Genomic DNA, 18,850 nt, shown 5'->3' with positions numbered 1-18,850 from the left:
TGCTCGCCGGCTTTTGCCGGAGAGAGCATGCCCGCGCACCGGATGAACATGCGCATGATCAAGGATGTTTTACGACTTAAGTTCGACGGCGGCTTCTCGCATGATCGAATCGCCGCGTCGCTGGGCATTTCCAAGGGCGTGGTCACGAAGTACGTCGGACTGGCGGGTGCCGCCGGGCTGGATTGGGCGATCGCCTGTGATATGGACGAAGGCGAGCTCGAGCGACGGCTTCTTGGCAAGCCCACCGGACCCGCAGCCTATGCACAGCCCGACTACGGTCGCATTCATCAAGAGCTGCGCCGCAAGGGCGTGACGCTGACGTTGTTGTGGGAGGAATATCAGGCGGAGTTCGCGAATCGGAAGACTTACCGTTACACGCAGTTCTGCGAGCACTATAAGGCGTTCGCGAAACGGCTGAAGCGCTCGATGCGGCAGATCCACCGTGCTGGCGAGAAGCTATTCGTCGACTTCGCCGGTCCCACGTTGCCGTTGACCACAGGGCGCCGCGCGCACATCTTCGTGGCCGCCATGGGCGCATCGAGCTATACATTCGCATGCGCCACGCCGGCCGAGACGATGGAGGACTGGCTGAGTGGTATCGCCCGCGCGCTGACCTTCTACGGCGGCGTTCCCCAACTGATCGTGCCGGACAACCCGCGCGCGATGATCGCCGATCCCGATCGCTATGAGCCTCGCGCCGGCGACACCGTGCTGGACTTCGCGCGTCACTACGGCACCTCATTTCTACCTGCACGCGTTTATCGCCCGCAGGATAAGCCGAAGGTTGAAGTGGCGGTTCAGGTGGTCGAACGTTGGATCATGGCGCGCCTGCGTCATCGCCAGTTTGAGTCGGTCCAGTCGGTGGACGACGCGATCCGCCCGCTACTGAAGAACTTGAACGAGCGCCCGTTTCAGAAGCTGCCTGGATGCCGCGCCAGCGCGTTCACCGAATTAGACGCGCCGGCCCTACAGCCACTGCCGGTGCAGCCGTATGAGCTCGCGCGGTTCAAGGCAGTGACGGTCCACATCGACTACCACATCGAGATCGATAAACATCGCTACAGCGTCCCGCACGCGCTTGTCGGACTCAAGCTCGATGCGCGCATCACTGCGGGCGCTGTCGAGTTGTTGCATCGCGGTCGCCGTGTGGCCAGCCATGCTCGCAATGATCGCGTAGGAGGCTACACCACCGCCGTCGAGCACATGCCGGCGGCACACCGCGCCCATCTCGAATGGACTCCGCAGCGGCTTATCCACTGGGGTCAGCAGATTGGCGGCGCCACCGGCGCGCTCGTCGCGCGGCTTCTGCAGGAACAACGCCATCCCGAGCACGGCTATCGGGCGTGCCTTGGCTTGCTCTCGCTCTCACGTCGCTATGGTCGCGACCGTCTCGAAGCGGCGTGCGCGTTGGCGCTCGAATTGGGTGTACATCGTTACCGCCACGTGCGCGACATCCTCATCAACAACCGCGACCGCGCGGCAGCGACCACGCCTGTCGAATGGGTCAGTCCGAGTCACGCGCATGTCCGTGGCCCCAGCTACTACCAATAAAGAGAACCCGCCATGATGATGCACCAAACCTTGACGCAACTACGCACCCTGAAGTTGGATGGGTTCGCTGACGGATTGGAAGAGCAGTTGACCCAGCCCGGCACTGCGGCTCTGAGCTTCGAGGAGCGCCTGTCGTTGCTGGTCGACCGGGAAGCAAGTTGGCGCGATGATCGTCGCCGCACCCGACTGCTCAAGCAAGCACGCCTGAAGTATCCGCAGGCCGCCATCGAAGATCTCGACACCCGCGCTGGTCGAGGCGTGGACCCGCGTTCGCTCACAAGCCTGGCTCTCGGCGACTGGGTCGAATCTGGATACAGCCTGCTCATTAGCGGCCCAACCGGCGCAGGTAAATCATGGCTCGCTTGCGCCCTCGCGCAGTATGCCTGCCGACGCGGGCACTCCGCGTTGTACCTGCGCGTTCCGCGTCTCGGCGAGGAACTGCGCGTCCTCCACGGCAACGGTGGCTTCACCAAATGGCTGCTGCAGGTTGCTCGCGTTGATGTTCTCCTGTTGGACGATTGGGGAATGGCTCCGCTCGACGCGATGGTCCGAAACGATTTGCTCGAGATGATTGACGACCGATCTGCCGGCAAAGCCACGATCGTGACCAGCCAGCTACCAATCGAACACTGGCATGGCTGGATAGGCGACGAGACGATCGCCGACGCAATGCTAGATCGCCTTATGCAGCGACATCACCGCATCAAACTGACGGGCGAATCTCTCAGAAAACCATCTCCGAAACCCGGCGGGCTCGAACCAGAACTCGACCAAAACTAGCGAGGAAATCTACAATCGAAACCGCGCAACGCCCGACCTTGCCGAATCGGTCACGTTCCCGAAATCGGCGGTCACGTTCGCCGAAATACGCACGCTGATGATGCCGCATTCATGCTCGGCAACGCGGAGAGCGTAGTGATCGTGCCGGGTTATGGCCTGGCCGTAGCGCGCGCAGCACGCGCTGAAGGAACTGACCGACAAGCTTGTGGAGAAGGGCATCGAGGTGCGCTACGCGATTCACCCGGTCGCGGGGCGCATGCCGGGGCATATGAACGTGCTGCTGGCGGAAGCTGAAGTGCCCTACGAGATGGTGCACGAGATGGAGGACATCAACAGCGAGTTTGGCCAAACGGACGTGGTGCTCGTGCTCGGAGCGAACGATGTGGTGAACCCTTCCGCGAAGACCGATCCGAAGTCGCCGATCGCGGGGATGCCGATTCTGGAGGCTTACAAGGCGCGCACGATTATCGTGAACAAGCGATCGATGGCAGCCGGCTACGCCGGGCTCGACAACGAACTGTTCTACATGGACAAGACCATGATGGTGTTCGGCGACGCCAAGAAAGTGGTCGAGGAAATGATGAAGGCGGTCGACGCATGAATTCTCGGGATACAGCGCTGGATTCTGATGGCCATATTTATAAGGAAGCTACGGCGGACAAGAGGATTTTCAAGACTGCCGTTGATCGGCCTCGAGTTCTACATCCGCACTCGCCGCACGATTGGATGGATAAATACGTTCCATTCGAAAATTTCGATTGGGAGAGCTTCTGAGCGGCATGGTTCAGCGTCTTGGAATCTATTTCCTGGCCGCGAACAGCTCCTTTATCATTAGCTCGGGCGAAATACGGGCTCTTAGTGTTAACCATAGCGTTAATTGCTTACACTGACAGTATGCTTGAGTTGTGCCGTAGCCCCACTCTAAAGACAACTTCGCCGATTGTCTGGTGATTTAAATGATTTCCGTGAACCAAACCGATAACTCAGTTCCCGTTAGCCGAGCGATCTCGGCCCCTAGCTCTTGGACGCGTTTGCTGAAATTGTTGCGTGTCATGAGATAGATTCCGACCGATATTTTTTGGTAGCACGAACCGTACAAGACTCGATCCGCATCGTGGCGAGTAGTGCCGCTCGGTATGCAAGTGCCGAGAATGCAATGGCTCGTGCAACGGTGTTGACTGATCGCCTAATGAATATCTATGAAGGAAGCAAAGCCGTTACTTAACCGGTGTTGATTGAGTACGGGGCGAATCAGGCTGCGTTGTGCCAGGAACCGCGCGTTTAATCTTGCCACGGGGATAGTAAATATGGTTGACGGTAGGGTCATAGTTGCTATTTTCGGCTTGCATGAGTTGCGCCTTGACTTGGGCGCGGGTGAGGCCAGACGATGTCGCTTGGGCGAACGCCGTATGCGCGAGTGGCAGGGCTAGTATAAGCACGCCGAATTTGGTAAAACAACGCATGGTTTTTCTCCGAGGACAGTTGGGAGGTTGTGCAATCTACTCTTGCCATACACTCCTGCCGCGCGATTCACTGCTTCAGTGTAAACCTCCTTTGCACAAGCTGCAGAAACGACCATCGCCTGATTAATTTATAACGAGGTACCCGAGAATGACGTCTAGCATATGATGCAGACGCTCTACTTTTGCCTTCGAACTCATGAGATCGCGCGAAAAAATTGTGCTTAGCGTGTGCTTATTCGAAAGATAAAAGTAGGTCAGCGAAGCGATCGAGATGTAAAGCTGAACCGGATCTACACCGGCGCGAAAAATGCTTTCTTGCTGCCCACGATGAAGAACCTCGCCGATCATGTCGATGAGCGGCATATTCAATGCCGTCGACTCGGAGTTCTTGACGTGTACTCCACCGTGTGCGTTTTCGGTGTTAAGCAGCCCCATAAATTCCGGATGCTCCAAGAAGTAGTTCCAGGTGAAGCTTACCAAGCTGCGGATTGCTTCGATAGGCGTTTGATCATGCATATGAAGCTCTTTTTCGGCCTCGCGGATCGAAAAATAAGCCCGTTCCATGACAGCAATGAACAACTCGTCTTTGCTGTTGAAGTAGTAATACAGCATGCGTTTGTTCGTGCCCGCCTTTTCGGCGATCTTCTCCACCCGTGCTCCGGCGAGACCAAGTTCGGCAAACTCTTGCGTGGCTGCTTCCAGAATCAGACTGCGCGTACGGTCCGCGTTGCGCGTAGCCTTGTCAAGCTTCGCAGGCACTACAGCTTCATTGCCAATCATTTTCGTCGTCTCATAGGGAAAGATGAATTGTAAGGCGGAGCTGCCCTTTTTTCGTTCGCGACGAGACCAGGGCAGCCCATCGATCACAAAGGCAAGCCAAAAAGCTTGATCGCATTGTCGCGACCAATCTGCAAACGCTCACGCTCGGTAATCGATGCGTTGTCGAACCATTCGCCCCCGTCAGTCATGTTCATCCACGGATGATCGGACGAGAAGCAAACCTGCTCGATACCGACGATATCCACTACGTTCATCATTGCCTTGGTGTCGAAGAAGCCTGAGGTTGTGTAGACAAAGTTTGACCGCAGGTATCCCACGATGGCCTTCTTCAGTTTGCTGTGGGGCACTTTCTGCGAGTAGGTCTTCGTGATCCGCCATTGATACGCGGGCAAAGCCTCACCTAGATGACCAAGACAGATTGTCAGGTTCGGGAAGCGGTCGAAAACTCCGCTCGTGATCATCCGCAGCGCATGGGTCGAACATTCAACCAAAAAAGCCCATGTCGCAGCCAAAAGTTCAGGATGTCCAGCGAACATCCCCTGCTGGCTCGGCAGCGGATTACGTGGATGAAGATAGATAGGGGCGCCCAGCGCTTCCGCACGCTCCCAGAGGACGTCATAGGACGGATCATCCAGATAACGTACCGAATCAGCGTCTCCCACGTTGGAGAAACTGTTGATTAGAGCGCCATGGAAACCTAGCGTTTTCACTGTCCTCTCAAGTTCTCCCGCTGATGCTTTGGGGTCTTGGGTCGGCAAGGCAGCAAAGCCACCAAGTCGAGAAGGGTGCGCGTCGATGATCCGCCGCAGTTCGTCGTTTACCCGCTGTGCCTTATCGTGGCTAATCGTGCCGTCTACTTCCGCCTGCAGGCCAGGCGAATTGAGCGAGAGGATCGCGTACTGAATCTTCGCCTGATCCATCAGTTCTATCCGGCCATCTCCCGTTTCAAGGAGGGCTCGATACACCTTCGGAACGCCAGAAGCGGTGATGCCGGAGGGCAAATCGCTGAAGTTTGGCGTGAGGAAGTGCTCCTCAAATGCGACCTTCCAAGGCTTGGCAAAGTCCACAGCACCACCGGCGGCGAAATTTCCTTCGTCTTGATCTCGATTGTTGTTCGACGTATTCATTGTCCCTCCAAGTTATAAAGCGCTCTCAGCGTATCGCGTCAAGACAGCCGTAGTCCCAGCATACGGAACGACGCAAGCTGACAAGAAGCAGCGACCAGCTTCACATGGCGCGACTCACGGACGCTGATGCGACCCAGATGCGTTGAGCGATCAGGCGTCGTAACACCCCGCTGTCCTACTTCCCTGTGCGCTCCTATCAAGGACGCCTTGGGGAAACTGCGTAACTATCGGTTCGGTAACATTAAACCATAACCAATGCGAAACTGAAGGCGGAACTTCAGCGGATAAACCCTTACAAATTTTGATATAAGCTCACATATCGGGATATAAGAGCGATAAGTGTTAACCATAGCGTGAATTGTAGAAGAGTTTGTGGAATTATTCAGTCACCGGAAGAGCGGACCCTCGACACAGCGCTTCCGAGACAACGATCAACGCACCGTACAGAGAATTTCATTTTCAAGGAGTAGCTATGACGACTCACCGTATTGGACTGGTAATGCACGGCGTAACCGGTCGGATGGGTATGAATCAACATTTGATTCGCTCCATCGTTGCCATCCGCAAGCAAGGCGGCGTCGCGCTGAGCAACGGCGACCGTCTGATGCCCGATCCGATTTTGGTGGGTCGAAACGAAGAAAAGATTGCGGCGCTGGCGAAGGCGCATGGGATCGAGCGCTGGACGACGGATCTGGACGCGGCGCTGGCCAACAAGGAAGACACTATTTTCTTCGACGCGGCGACGACCCAGGCTCGTCCCGACTTGCTCAAGCGCGCGGTGAAAGCAGGCAAGCATATCTACAGCGAAAAGCCGGTTGCGACCAACCTTCAAGAGGCGATGGATCTCTATCGCGCTGCCAAAGCGGCTGGGGTGAAGCATGGTGTCGTTCAGGACAAGCTCTGGTTGCCAGGACTTAAGAAGCTCCAACTGCTCAATGAAGCTGGCTTCTTCGGAAAAGTGCTGTCCGTGCGAGGCGAATTCGGTTACTGGGTTTTCGAAGGAGATCTTCAACCGGCTCAACGCCCCTCGTGGAACTATCGCGAGGAAGACGGCGGCGGCATCATCCTCGACATGCTCTGTCATTGGCGTTACGTCATCGATAATGTATTCGGCAAAGTGAGAAGCGTTTCGTGCTTGGGTGCGACGCATATTCCCGCGCGCTGGGACGAAAACGGCAACGAGTACAAGGCGAGCGCGGACGATGCGGCCTACGCGACGTTCGAACTGGAGAACGGCGCCATCGTGCAGATGAACAGTTCGTGGTGCGTGCGCGTTCGCCGCGATGATCTGGTCACCTTCCAAGTCGACGGTACGCACGGCTCCGCTGTCGCGGGATTGACCGACTGTTACACGCAATCCCGTGTCAACACGCCCAAGCCAGTGTGGAATCCGGACTTGCGTAATACGCATGACTTCATGGCCGATTGGAGCGCCGTTCCTGAGACGAGTGCAAACGACAATGCATTTAAGGTTCAATGGGAACTCTTCTTGAAGCACGTTTGGGGCGAGGGCGACTTCCGCTGGAATCTGCTCGAAGCCGCGAAGGGCGTCCAGTTGGTCGAACTCGGTCTCCAGAGCTGGCGCGAGCGTCGCTGGGTCGACGTTACGCCGTTGGAGGCATGAACATGGCCCACGTTACCTTACTGACGAAGGCCGGCGGACAAGAGTCGTTCAAGTTGACGGGAGTTCGAAGCTGGACACCGGCTGCAAGTCCGAACTTCAATCGCATCGCGTACTCGGCGGCGCACGTCGTAGCCGATCCGCGTACGAGTCACGATCCCTGGCTCACCGCAGCGATCGATTGGGACACTACGATGAAGTATCGAGAACGCCTGTTCACCTTAGGCCTCGGAGTGGCCGAGGCAATGGACACCGCTCAACGAGGCATGGGGCTCGACTGGGCGACCTCTCTCGAACTCATCAAGCGCACCGTAACGCTCGCCCGTGACTACCCTGGCGCGAAGGTCGCCTCGGGCGCAGGCACCGATCATCTTCCAGTTTCCCCGGGTTTGACGATCGATGATGTCGTGCGTGCGTACGAGGAGCAAGTTTCGGCAATCGAAACGGCGGGCGGACGTCTCATCATGATGGCCAGTCGCGCGCTGGCGGCGGTCGCACGCTCAGCGGACGACTACGAATACGTCTATGGCAAAATTCTCAGCCAGGCACGCGAGCCGGTGATTCTTCACTGGCTGGGAGAAATGTTCGATCCGGCGCTGGCAGGCTACTGGGGCTCCAGTAACGTTGATGATGCAATGGATACGTGTCTGCGAGTCATTGCTCAAAACGCCGACAAGATCGACGGCATCAAGATTTCCTTGCTCGACAAGGAAAAGGAAATCTCCATGCGCCGTCGGCTTCCCGCAACGGTAAAGATGTATACGGGCGATGATTTCAACTATCCCGAGCTGATTCAGGGTGATGGCGTCGGCTGCTCGCACGCACTGCTTGGAATCTTCGACGCAATTGCACCTGCTGCAGCAAGCGCGTTGCAGGAACTCGCAAATGGTGACAACGCGCAATTCAATGCGATTCTTGCTCCGACTGTACCGCTGTCCCGCCACATCTTCGCTGCACCGACGCGCTTCTATAAGTCGGGCGTCGTCTTCCTCGCATGGCTGAACAACCATCAAAGCCACTTTACGATGGTCGGTGGCCAGCAAAGCGCGCGGGACGCGATCCACTACAGCGAACTATTCCGTCTGGCTGACAACGCTGCGCTGTTCGACGATCCGGAACTGGCGGCCACACGGATGCGCCATTTCATGGCGACGCAGGGGGTTGAGTGATGCCTATCGGAAGCCACAATCCTGAGCCGAGAATGCTTTCGATTAACACCGCGACGGTCCGGCAAAAGTGGAATCTCGCTGAAATCATCGACGGCTGCGCTCGACACGAGATTCGCGGCATTTCCCCGTGGCGTGACCAGGTCAAGGCGCTCGGACTGAAAGAAACCGCACGCGCCATCCGCGCGAACGAATTGGTCGTGACCGGCTATTGCCGCGGCGGAATGTTTACTGCCAACTCGCACGAAGGTAGGGTCGAGGCACGAGACGACAATCGTCGTGCAGTCGACGAAGCAGTTGAACTCGGTGCTCAATGTCTCGTCCTGGTTGTGGGCGGACTGCCAGATGGGTCAAAAGACCTGAAAGATGCGAGATGCCAGGTTCGAGACGGCATCGGCGAGCTTCTTGAATACGCTCGCCAACAACATATGCCTCTTGCTATCGAACCGTTGCACCCGATGTACGCGGCAGATCGCGCTTGCGTCAATACCATGGCGCACGCGAACGATCTATGCGACGAGCTAGGTGATGGTTTGGGGATCGCACTCGACCTGTACCACACTTGGTGGGACCCCGATCTGGAAGCACAGATCAAGCGGGCAGGGAAAGAACGGCTCTACGCATTCCATATTTGCGACTGGCTGGCACCGACCAAGGATCTCCTGTTGGATCGGGGAATGATGGGTGATGGCGTGATCGATATTCGAAAGTGGCGCCATGCGGTAGAAGCGGTCGGATACGACGGCTTCCATGAAGTGGAGATCTTCTCCGCCGAAAACTGGTGGCAAAAAGACCCGAACGAGGTCCTGACTACCTGTAAGTCGCGCCATCTCGAGTTCTGCTAAGGCCGCCTTATCCGAGTGAACGCCATCGAACACACGGTTTTCTTGTGATCGAGTGGCGTTTGCAACCATATTCGCAATGCAGTAGGAGACACAACATGAAAGGCGAGATGACCGCGGGCAAGATGCCATCCACCGTGGAAGCAGAATCGCAGGCGACCTCAGCAACGACGGACCTAGGCACGAAGGAAGCCTATTTGCTTGCGAGACTCGAAAGGCTGCCGTTCACTCGATGGCATGCGAAAGCGCGAATTGTGATGGGAAGCGCGACGTTCTTTGATGCCTTCGCGGCCTTGTCCCTTGCCTATGCCCTTCCGGTGCTCATCGGAATGTGGCACCTCAAAGCCTCCGACGTCGGCCTGTTGATCGCGGCAGGCTACATCGGACAGTTGATCGGTGCGATCTTTTTCGGTGCCGTTGCTGAGAAAAAGGGTCGCGTCAAAAGCGCAACCGGAGCAATCGCGTTGATGGCAATCATGGGCGTTGCTTGCGGCTTTGCGAACGGCTACTGGGCGCTGCTCGCCTTTCGCTTCCTTCAGGGCATTGGCGTGGGAGGAGAGGTTCCGGTTGCGGCAGCCTATATCAACGAATTATCTCAGGCTCATCGTCGCGGGAAGTTCTTCATGCTTTACGAGATGATTTTCCCAATCGGATTGATGCTGACCGGCCAGCTCGCCGTGTGGCTCGTTCCCGCGCTCGGCTGGCAGGCGCTCTTTCTCTTCGGCGCAGTGCCGACTTTGCTGATCTCATTTTTTGTGATCAAGCTTCCTGAGTCTCCGCGTTGGCTTATCAATAAAGGTCGATTGGACGAGGCTGAAAGCATCGTTCAGCAAGCGGAAGCGAGCGCGCTGCGTTCGGGCACACCGCTGGAGCCGGTTGCGATGCAGCGCCCGGTCGTCGCTCTGCAGGCAGCGACCCATGCGCCTAGGCAAAAAACACGCGTCACCGAAGTTTTGTCATCGACGTTCCGTAGCCGAACTCTGATCGTATGGGGCCTCTGGGCATCGTCCTACTTCGTCGCGAATGGATTGAACAACTGGCTGCCGTCGTTGTACCACACGGTGTTTCACCTGCCGTTGGCCGACGCACTGCGCACAGCGTCCCTGACTAACGTACTACAGGTCGTTGCGACAATCATTTGTGCATTTGCAGTCGACAGTGTTGGCCGTAGGGCGTGGACAGTTGGTTCGTTTGTAGTCGCAGGTCTTATCCTTGCCGCGCTGTGGTTGACGGGATCGGCCAACGTATGGACTGTGATCATCCTCTGCTCCACCGCCTATGCTGTCATCGGCTCGACCAACACGTTGCTTTATCTTTACACCCCGGAGATCTATCCGACGCGTATGCGCGCCATCGCTACGGCTCTTGCAACGTCATGGTTGCGCGGCGCTTCGGCGGCCGGCCCTGCGTTGTTGGGCGTCATCGTCCAAACAGGGGGACTTAACTCGGCGTTTATTGTGTTCGCAACCGTCTGTGCAGTCGGTGGCTTGGTCGGGTTGGGAATGATCGAGACGCGCGGAAAGCGCCTGGAACAAATCGCCTCGTAAAAAACGGATGCCAACGGACTTACACCGTTGGCATTCTTATACTTATAAAGTACTTAAGTACAACTAATGGAGACAAAAATGAAGGTGTTGATGAGGCTTATCAAACTCAGCGTGCTGGCCTTGGGAATTTCGGAAATTTCAAGTGTCTCGTATGCACAGTCATCGGTGACGCTGTACGGCGTTGTCGGCACCTACATTGATAGTGCGAAACGCAGTGGCGGTCCACAGGCTGCCGTGCAACTGGGCAGTGGCGGCCTTACTACGTCCTATTTCGGACTGCGTGGACGTGAGGATCTGGGTGGTGGCTACGCGGCAATATTCGGTCTTGAAAGCTTCTTTCAACCGGCCAACGGCTCGGCGGGACGTAACACAAACGACCCTTTTTTTTTCGCGAAACGCGTGGGTAGGCTTTGATAGCGCGTACGGCAAGTTGATGTTCGGGCGTCAAACCAACCCGACCTACAACAGCATGGCCGCGCTGAACCCGTTCGGGTACTCGGTGGTGTTCTCGCCGCTGGTAATGCAATCATTTGTCACTACCTACGGCGGGACCATTATCGGAGACACCGTATGGAATAACGCAATCCAATACGCATCTCCATCGTTCTATGGTGTTACTGGACAGGCAATCTATGGTGTCGGAGGGGTCCCAGGGCAAAACGGCATAGCGAACGCGGGTCTGCATTTGCAATACGCATACAAGGGACTTGGTGCAGCGTTCTCCGCCCAGCGTGTTCGCACGCCGGTGACGGCCCCTGTTAGCGAACAATACGCATATCTCGGTGGCCTGACCTACGACTTCGAATTCTTAAAGCTATTCGCAGCTGGCGTGGCGACAAACAGTCACGGGGCGGATGTGAATGCTCACACCTACGAACTGGGTGCGACCGTGCCTATTTCCCCTTTCTCTTCCATCCTGATTGAAGGAGCACGGACGAAATCGAATGCACCGAAAGGGGTGTCGACGACTCGGACGACCGCATCGATCGCATATGACTATTTCTTGTCGAAGAGAACGGACATCTACGCGGTTTATTCCTACGACAAGTTAAGCGGTCACGGCTCCGCAAGTACTGAAGGTGTGGGACTTCGACACAGCTTCTAACGTTATGGTAACGAGGGATTCACGTTCGTTGTTGGCTTGGCAGCTGCAGGACCCTTCGTTTCCAGGCATCGAATTCGAATTCAATCACGAGGACATGAGCTATGAAAGCACCGCTGGAAGCGATCGATCGCACGTCGTTCCCGCTGGAAGAAATCGTCGGCGAAAGCCTGGGTCGCCGCGAAGAAGGCGACCCTTCGGGACATTCATTGCGACGAACGGTGCGAAGCTTCGACTGGATGGATCTGCACTGCCTGCCGCCTGAGATATACGCGTGTGCTGTCGGCAAGAACTGATTTACTGGACGATAGATTTTGAGCTGTTGACGATATTTATACAGTGAGCAGCCCGCGTCCCTTGCTGTATCGGAACTTCACCAAGGTGATATATGGAAGACCTAGTCGGGAAAGAGCATGACATGTCGGAGGTCGTTGCGCAGTTCGCATCGACATTCCAGAAGGAGGCCTCCGGCCCGTGGCAGGATAAGGATAAGCCCCTACAAGAAGACATCCGGTTACTGGGTCGCTTACTTGGTGACGTTCTGAAGGAGCAGGAAGGTGAGGCCGTCTTTGACCTTGTCGAGTTAGTTCGTCAAACTGCTGTCAACTATCGTCGCGGTGCCGATCACGGTGTCGCGGCGTCTCTCGGCTCACAATTGCGCGAATTGTCGGCAGAGGACGCCGTCAGTGTCGTCCGTGCTTTTAGTTACTTTTCTCATCTTGCGAATATCGCGGAGGATCGTCATCACATCCGCAGGCGACGTATCTACGCATTAGCCGGATCTGCGCCACAGCCGGGAACTGTCTCGCACGCGATTGAGAAAGTGCGGGAACATTTGGACACTAGCGAGGCTCACGGGGCCCTTCAGCAATTCTTCGATAACGCCCTTGTCGTTCCGGTGCTAACAGCGCACCCGACCGAAGTGTCACGAAAGAGCATACTCGACGCACAGCACGACATTGCGCATTTGCTCGCCGAGCGTGACGGAAATCTAACAGCAAGGGAACTTGCGCGCAACGAAGAAAAACTGCGCGCGCGCGTCACTGCACTTTGGCAAACGCGTATGCTTCGAGAAGTGCAACCATCCGTGGCCGACGAGATAGAGAACGCGCTGTCATATTACCGATCGACGTTTCTGCGTGAGATTCCTGAGCTGTATGCCGACATCGAAGCGGCGCTCGAAGAGCACGGCCTTGCAACACGGCTTCCACCTTTCTTTCAAATGGGCAGCTGGATCGGCGGCGACCGTGATGGCAATCCGAACGTCAACGCGTCCACTCTTGAAAATGCGATCACGCGTCAGGCAGCGATCCTCTTTGAATACTACCTAGAGGAAATACACAAGCTTGGCGCGGAATTGTCGGTGTCCCATCTCCTCGCAGGGTCGAGTGAAGCGCTTCAGGGGTTGGCCAGCGCGTCGCCGGATACGTCGCCACATCGCACCGACGAGCCATATCGTCGGGCGCTGATCGGTGTATATGCGCGGCTTGCGGCGAGCGCTGACGAACGTCTCGGGAAAGGCGCAGTCGCCGCGCGCCTGAATTACAGCGTTGACCGACCCTACGCATCAGCAACGGAGTTCGGGGCGGACTTGAGTGTCATTTTCCATTCACTTGTCGCACAGCACGGCGCTTCCCTAACCACACAACGGCTTGCCCCACTCATGCGGGCGGTCGACGTGTTCGGCTTCCATCTGGCGAGCATAGATCTGCGACAAAGCTCGGATATGCATGAAGCGGTCGTGTCAGAGCTGCTCGAACGTGCGGGCGTAGTTGTGGATTACGCTGGCCTCTCTGAAGATGACAAGCGGCGGGTTCTGATTCAAGAATTGGCGCAGCCCCGCCCGCTGCGTCTTCCGCACAGCCAATATTCAGATCTCACTACCGGAGAAATAGGGGTTTTTGAGGCGGCTCGCTCGGTGCGTGAAAGATTTGGTGAACGTGCCGTCACCAATTACATCATCTCCCATACCGAAGCCGTCAGCGATTTGCTGGAGGTCTTGCTACTACAGAAGGAAGCGGGGCTATTGCGAGGCTGCCTGGGCAGCAGTGACGATGCACTACGCGATGGCTTAATGGTCATTCCCCTCTTTGAGACCATACCCGACTTGCGAAACGCACCAGTAATTATGGGCGGGTTCTTCAAGCTTCCGGGGGTCGACAAGCTCATCAAGAATCAAGGCAACGAGCAGGAAGTCATGCTCGGCTACTCAGACAGCAACAAGGACGGCGGCTTCCTCACGTCGAACTGGGAGCTCTACCGTGCCGAGCTTGCGCTGGTAGCGCTCTTCAAAAAGCGCGCTACGACCCTGCGGCTTTTCCACGGCCGTGGCGGCACGGTTGGGCGTGGTGGCGGCCCGACCTATCAAGCAATCCTCTCTCAGCCGCCGGGAACGGTGGACGGTCAGATTCGCCTCACAGAACAAGGTGAGGTGATTGCGAGCAAGTTCGCTAATCCAGAGATTGGGCGACGGAATCTGGAGACCGTGGTGGCGGCGACGCTCGGAGCCTCGTTGCTGCCACACGAGAATGCGCCCGCGCAACTCCCACAGTTTGAAGCAGCGATGCAGATGCTCTCTGACTCGGCAATGACGGCGTATCGCGCGCTCGTATATGAAACGCCTGGCTTCACCGATTACTTCTTCGCGTCCACGCCGATTTCCGAGATTGCGGGGTTAAACATTGGCAGCAGACCGGCATCGCGCAAGCTGCAAGATCCGAAGAATCGCAAAATTGAGGACCTGCGTGCGATCCCTTGGAGCTTTTCATGGGGCCAGTGCCGGCTGTTGCTCACGGGCTGGTACGGTTTTGGTAGCGCTGTGATGACATATCTAGAAGAAGCAGGCTCCGAAGCGGAACAGATGACACGCCTCAAAACGCTTCGTTACATGTATATCACATGGCCGTTTTTCCAGAATCTTTTGTCCAATATGGATATGGTTCTGGCAAAGACTGATCTGGCTATTGCTTCCCGATACGCGCAGCTTGTCGAGGATGAAAAGTTGCGATTGGTGATCTTCGAAAAAATCGTTTCCGAATGGAAGCGTACGGTCCATGCGTTCGCCGAGATTACTGGGAAAAGTGAGCGTCTTGCCGATAACCCGCATCTCGCGCGCTCGATCAAAAATCGGTTTCCCTACCTAGATCCGTTGAACCACTTGCAAGTCGAATTGCTTAGACGGTTCCGCGCAGAGCAACTCACGACTCGACAACAACGGGGGATTCAACTATCCCTCAATGGCATTGCGGCTGGACTACGTAACTCTGGCTAGGGCATGCTGTGTCTAATGCAGCCGTGTATGAAACGACATTAAGCAATGAGCGAGTGCCGGTGTCAGCTTGCGGCAAAGCTCCCTTCTCTTCTATAGAGGCTTTAACTTATGCACATCAGTGTGCCTGCTGAGACGCGGGCGAACGAGTCGCGCGTTGCCGCCACGCCTGAGACGGTCAAGAAGTTGGTTGGGCAAGGACATCGAGTCTCGATACAAAGTGGTGCTGGCCTGAGTGCGAGCTATATCGATGATGCGTACGCTCAGGCGGGCGCGGATCTTGTCGATGCCGAGGGGGCTTTCTCCGGCGAGATTGTCCTCAAGGTTCAGTCGCCCAGCGAAGTCGAACTGGCGTTGTTCAAACCGGGCACCGTGCTCGTCGGCATGCTCGATCCGTTCAACGCCGAAAACACGGCGCGCCTCGCTTCTGCTGGCGTCACCGCCTTTGCGCTGGAGGCAGCACCGCGCACGACCCGGGCGCAAAGCCTCGACGTGCTCTCCTCGCAGGCCAACATCGCGGGCTACAAGGCGGTGCTGCTGGCCTGCCAGTACTATCAACGCTTCATGCCGATGCTCATGACCGCGGCAGGTACCGTCAAAGCCGCGCGTGTGCTAATACTAGGCGCGGGCGTCGCGGGCCTGCAGGCGATCGCGACTGCCAAGCGGCTTGGCGCGGTCGTCGAAGCGTCCGATGTGCGCCCCGCTGTGAAGGAACAGATCGAGTCACTCGGCGCGGAGTTCGTTGACGTACCTTTGGAGACCGACGAGGAACGCGAAGCGGCTGAAGGCGTCGGTGGTTACGCGCGGCCCATGCCAGCAAGCTGGCTCTCGCGCCAAGCCACGCAGGTTCATGAGCGTGTCAAGGCGGCGGACATCGTCATCTCCACTGCGTTGATCCCGGGTCGTCCTGCGCCGACGCTCCTTTCTGTCGAAACGGTCAAGAACATGAAGCCGGGCTCCGTGATCGTCGATCTGGCCGCCGGGCGTGGGCCGGAGTTTGAAGGCAGGAAGGGGGGCAACTGTCCGCTGACCGAGGTGGATCAAGTGGTGATGAAGCATGGCGTGCATATCGTTGGCCATACGAACCTCGCCTCATTGGTCGCTGCCGACGCGTCCGCGCTCTATGCACGCAACCTTCTGGACTTCCTGAAGCTGATCATCACCAAGGAAGGCACGCTCAACATCGACCTTGCAGACGACATCGTCGCGGCCACGCTTCAGTGCCGTGATCGCCAAGTCGCCTGTGCCACTGCTTGAATTTGGAAACAACATGGATGTCATCAATCACACGGTGATCAACCTGATTATCTTCGTGCTGGCGATCTACGTCGGCTATCACGTCGTCTGGAACGTTACGCCCGCGCTGCATACGCCGCTGTTGGCGGTGACCAACGCGATTTCGGCGATCGTGATCGTCGGCGCGATGCTGGCGGTCGGCCTCACGGTAGGCGCGGCGGGCAAGTTCTTTGGCACGTTTGCCGTGCTGCTCGCGGCGGTCAACGTGTTCGGCGGCTTTCTGGTCACACGGCGGATGCTGGAGATGTTCAAGAAGAAAGAGCCTAAGAGGCCTGCAAAGGTAGGTGCGTAAATGAGCCTAAATGTCGTCACACTCCTGTACCTCGTTGCCTCGGTGTGTTTCATTCAGGCGCTCAAGGGCCTGTCCAATCCGAAGACCGCGCGCATTGGCAACACCTTCGGCATGGCGGGTATGGCCATCGCCATTCTCACGACGCTCGCGCTGATCGTAAAGCAGGCGGCCTATCTGGGTTCCAACCTGTCGACGGGACTGGCGTTCCTGTTCGGGGCGCTCGTCGTCGGTGGAGCGGCAGGCGCCTACATCGCGGCGAAGGTCGAGATGACCAAGATGCCTGAACTGGTCGCGGCGATGCACTCGCTGATTGGTCTTGCAGCGGTGTGTATTGCCTATGGCGTCGTCGCTGAGCCTTCGGCGTTTGGCCTCGCTGCGCTCGGCGAGCCAATTCCGTATGGCAATCGCGTCGAATTGTTTATTGGCACGTTCGTTGGCGCAATCACGTTCTCGGGTTCGGTGATCGCCTTCGGCAAGCTCTCGGGCAAGTACAAGTTCCGGTTGTTTCAGGGCGCGCCGGTCGTGTACTCAGGCCAGCATCTGATCAACCTGCTGCTCGCCATCGCGATGGTCGTCTTCGGCATCATTTTTATGGTCACGCAGCATTGGTTGCCGTTTGTGGTCATGACGGCGATCGCGTTTGCGCTGGGTGTGCTGATCATCATTCCGATCGGGGGCGCGGACATGCCGGTGGTCGTGTCGATGCTCAACTCGTACTCGGGCTGGGCGGCAGCAGGCATCGGCTTCTCGCTGAACAATCCGATGCTGATCATCGCCGGCTCACTGGTGGGTTCGTCGGGCGCGATTCTGTCGTACATCATGTGCCGTGCGATGAATCGCTCGTTCTTCAACGTGATTCTGGGCGGGTTTGGGGGCGAGGCGGGCGGTGCGTCGGCAGGCGGTACGCAGGAACAGCGCCCGGTCAAATCCGGCTCCGCTGATGATGCCGCATTCATGCTCGGCAACGCGGAGAGCGTAGTGATCGTGCCGGGTTATGGCCTGGCCGTAGCGCGCGCGCAGCACGCGCTGAAGGAACTGACCGACAAGCTTGTGGAGAAGGGCATCGAGGTGCGCTACGCGATTCACCCGGTCGCGGGGCGCATGCCGGGGCATATGAACGTGCTGCTGGCGGAAGCTGAAGTGCCCTACGAGATGGTGCACGAGATGGAGGACATCAACAGCGAGTTTGGCCAAACGGACGTGGTGCTCGTGCTCGGAGCGAACGATGTGGTGAACCCTTCCGCGAAGACCGATCCGAAGTCGCCGATCGCGGGGATGCCGATTCTGGAGGCTTACAAGGCGCGCACGATTATCGTGAACAAGCGATCGATGGCAGCCGGCTACGCCGGGCTCGACAACGAACTGTTCTACATGGACAAGACCATGATGGTGTTCGGCGACGCCAAGAAAGTGGTCGAGGAAATGATGAAGGCGGTCGACGCATAATGAAGGAAATCTAACAAGAATTCCATCAACACTACCGTGCAATCTGTTGTGTTACACCAGTTCAAGTCCGCAGTAAAAACGAATCATGGAAACCTCTAAGAACTTTATAGACCTACTTAAGCCACCGCGCATAGATGGCAAGAAATCCGGAAGGCCGCGTCGTGACGGCACCGAAAAAAAGGCTGTGCGTTTCGACGGCAGGTGGCGAAGCGGAACTAGCGCGGAGTTGGAGCTATCAATCACAGGGAGTTCCGTTCTCGGCAAATATCGAACTCAAGTTGGTAGGGAGGGTTTTGAGGAAGAGTTCAGCGTTGCCGGATTCGTTAGCGGTGATCGGATCTGCTTTTCTGTTGACTGGGGACGCTATGCAGCTGTCGCTTCTTCAGTTGGACAGTACAAAGCAGCTGAGCGCGGCAACATCGAGCGCATCGTTACGACGTGGCTACTTTGCGAGAGCATGACGGGGGCGGTAGCTAATCATGTTTCCTCCGGGACAGACACATTCCAAAGGGTTGAAGTGCAGTAGCATTCACTAGGCGTGCATCGCTATTAACAAAACGCACCTAAGT

General features: G+C 57.0%; 17 protein-coding genes and 1 pseudogene. 15 read left to right on the top strand and 3 right to left on the bottom strand.

Annotated elements, in window-relative coordinates:
• Nucleotides 1–27: 27 nt before the first annotated feature.
• From istA to P9250_RS31335, 3 genes and pseudogenes are all read left to right on the top strand, one after another.
• Complete coding sequence (gene istA / locus P9250_RS31345) at nucleotides 28–1,551, top strand: IS21 family transposase (RefSeq protein ID WP_310397235.1); 1,524 nt, start codon at nucleotides 28–30, stop codon at nucleotides 1,549–1,551.
• 12 nt (nucleotides 1,552–1,563) lie between these two features.
• Complete coding sequence (gene istB / locus P9250_RS31340; RefSeq protein WP_309807758.1) at nucleotides 1,564–2,331, top strand: IS21-like element helper ATPase IstB; 768 nt, start codon at nucleotides 1,564–1,566, stop codon at nucleotides 2,329–2,331.
• A 93-nt stretch (nucleotides 2,332–2,424) separates the two neighbouring features.
• Nucleotides 2,425–2,932 (top strand): annotated as a pseudogene (locus P9250_RS31335) (NAD(P)(+) transhydrogenase (Re/Si-specific) subunit beta); the annotation flags it as partial.
• Between the two features lie 616 nt (nucleotides 2,933–3,548).
• On the opposite strand, the gene P9250_RS32680 reads toward P9250_RS31335, so the two are convergent.
• From P9250_RS32680 to P9250_RS31325, 3 genes are all read right to left on the bottom strand, one after another.
• The gene (locus tag P9250_RS32680; RefSeq protein ID WP_409014995.1) at nucleotides 3,549–3,794 is read right to left on the bottom strand and encodes a DUF4148 domain-containing protein; all 246 of its coding nucleotides are present in this window, start codon (nucleotides 3,792–3,794) and stop codon (nucleotides 3,549–3,551) included.
• Between the two features lie 123 nt (nucleotides 3,795–3,917).
• Nucleotides 3,918–4,574, bottom strand: a complete 657-nt coding sequence (locus tag P9250_RS31330) for a TetR/AcrR family transcriptional regulator (protein WP_310397654.1) — start codon at nucleotides 4,572–4,574, stop codon at nucleotides 3,918–3,920.
• Between the two features lie 83 nt (nucleotides 4,575–4,657).
• Nucleotides 4,658–5,701: an amidohydrolase family protein gene (locus tag P9250_RS31325; RefSeq protein WP_310397231.1), complete on the bottom strand. Its 1,044-nt coding sequence runs from the start codon at nucleotides 5,699–5,701 to the stop codon at nucleotides 4,658–4,660.
• A gap of 472 nt (nucleotides 5,702–6,173) precedes the next feature.
• Here P9250_RS31325 and P9250_RS31320 point away from each other — a divergent pair, with 472 nt between their 5' ends.
• From P9250_RS31320 to P9250_RS31265, 12 genes are all read left to right on the top strand, one after another.
• Nucleotides 6,174–7,325, top strand: coding sequence for a Gfo/Idh/MocA family oxidoreductase (locus P9250_RS31320; RefSeq protein WP_310397651.1), 1,152 nt, complete (start codon nucleotides 6,174–6,176; stop codon nucleotides 7,323–7,325).
• 2 nt (nucleotides 7,326–7,327) lie between these two features.
• Nucleotides 7,328–8,491, top strand: a complete 1,164-nt coding sequence (locus tag P9250_RS31315; protein WP_310397228.1) for a dihydrodipicolinate synthase family protein — start codon at nucleotides 7,328–7,330, stop codon at nucleotides 8,489–8,491.
• Nucleotides 8,492–8,523: 32 nt separating this feature from the next.
• A complete protein-coding gene (locus P9250_RS31310; RefSeq protein ID WP_310397227.1) occupies nucleotides 8,524–9,333 on the top strand; it encodes a sugar phosphate isomerase/epimerase family protein in 810 nt (269 codons plus the stop codon).
• Nucleotides 9,334–9,428: 95 nt separating this feature from the next.
• Entirely contained in the window at nucleotides 9,429–10,877 is a 1,449-nt protein-coding gene (locus P9250_RS31305; RefSeq protein WP_310397225.1) for an MFS transporter, read from the top strand.
• A 78-nt stretch (nucleotides 10,878–10,955) separates the two neighbouring features.
• On the top strand, nucleotides 10,956–11,291 hold the full coding sequence (locus P9250_RS31300; RefSeq protein WP_310397222.1) for a porin: 336 nt from the start codon (nucleotides 10,956–10,958) through the stop codon (nucleotides 11,289–11,291).
• Nucleotides 11,292–11,310: 19 nt separating this feature from the next.
• Nucleotides 11,311–11,982, top strand: a complete 672-nt coding sequence (locus tag P9250_RS31295) for a porin (protein WP_409014994.1) — start codon at nucleotides 11,311–11,313, stop codon at nucleotides 11,980–11,982.
• A gap of 101 nt (nucleotides 11,983–12,083) precedes the next feature.
• Nucleotides 12,084–12,275 (top strand): hypothetical protein, encoded by a 192-nt coding sequence (locus P9250_RS31290; protein ID WP_310397220.1) that lies wholly within the window; start codon nucleotides 12,084–12,086, stop codon nucleotides 12,273–12,275.
• A gap of 122 nt (nucleotides 12,276–12,397) precedes the next feature.
• Nucleotides 12,398–15,250, top strand: a complete 2,853-nt coding sequence (gene ppc / locus P9250_RS31285; protein WP_310397218.1) for a phosphoenolpyruvate carboxylase — start codon at nucleotides 12,398–12,400, stop codon at nucleotides 15,248–15,250.
• A 108-nt stretch (nucleotides 15,251–15,358) separates the two neighbouring features.
• The gene (locus tag P9250_RS31280; protein ID WP_310397214.1) at nucleotides 15,359–16,504 is read left to right on the top strand and encodes a Re/Si-specific NAD(P)(+) transhydrogenase subunit alpha; all 1,146 of its coding nucleotides are present in this window, start codon (nucleotides 15,359–15,361) and stop codon (nucleotides 16,502–16,504) included.
• A gap of 13 nt (nucleotides 16,505–16,517) precedes the next feature.
• Nucleotides 16,518–16,835: an NAD(P) transhydrogenase subunit alpha gene (locus P9250_RS31275; protein ID WP_310397212.1), complete on the top strand. Its 318-nt coding sequence runs from the start codon at nucleotides 16,518–16,520 to the stop codon at nucleotides 16,833–16,835.
• Nucleotides 16,836–18,281 (top strand): NAD(P)(+) transhydrogenase (Re/Si-specific) subunit beta, encoded by a 1,446-nt coding sequence (locus P9250_RS31270; RefSeq protein WP_310397210.1) that lies wholly within the window; start codon nucleotides 16,836–16,838, stop codon nucleotides 18,279–18,281.
• A gap of 85 nt (nucleotides 18,282–18,366) precedes the next feature.
• Entirely contained in the window at nucleotides 18,367–18,807 is a 441-nt protein-coding gene (locus P9250_RS31265; RefSeq protein WP_310397209.1) for an avidin/streptavidin family protein, read from the top strand.
• Nucleotides 18,808–18,850: the final 43 nt, after the last annotated feature.

The organism is Caballeronia sp. LP006 (assembly GCF_031450995.1).
Taxonomy (GTDB): domain Bacteria; phylum Pseudomonadota; class Gammaproteobacteria; order Burkholderiales; family Burkholderiaceae; genus Caballeronia.
The sequence above is the reverse complement of the archived record's forward strand: the minus strand, read 5'-3'. Positions and strand labels throughout refer to the sequence as shown.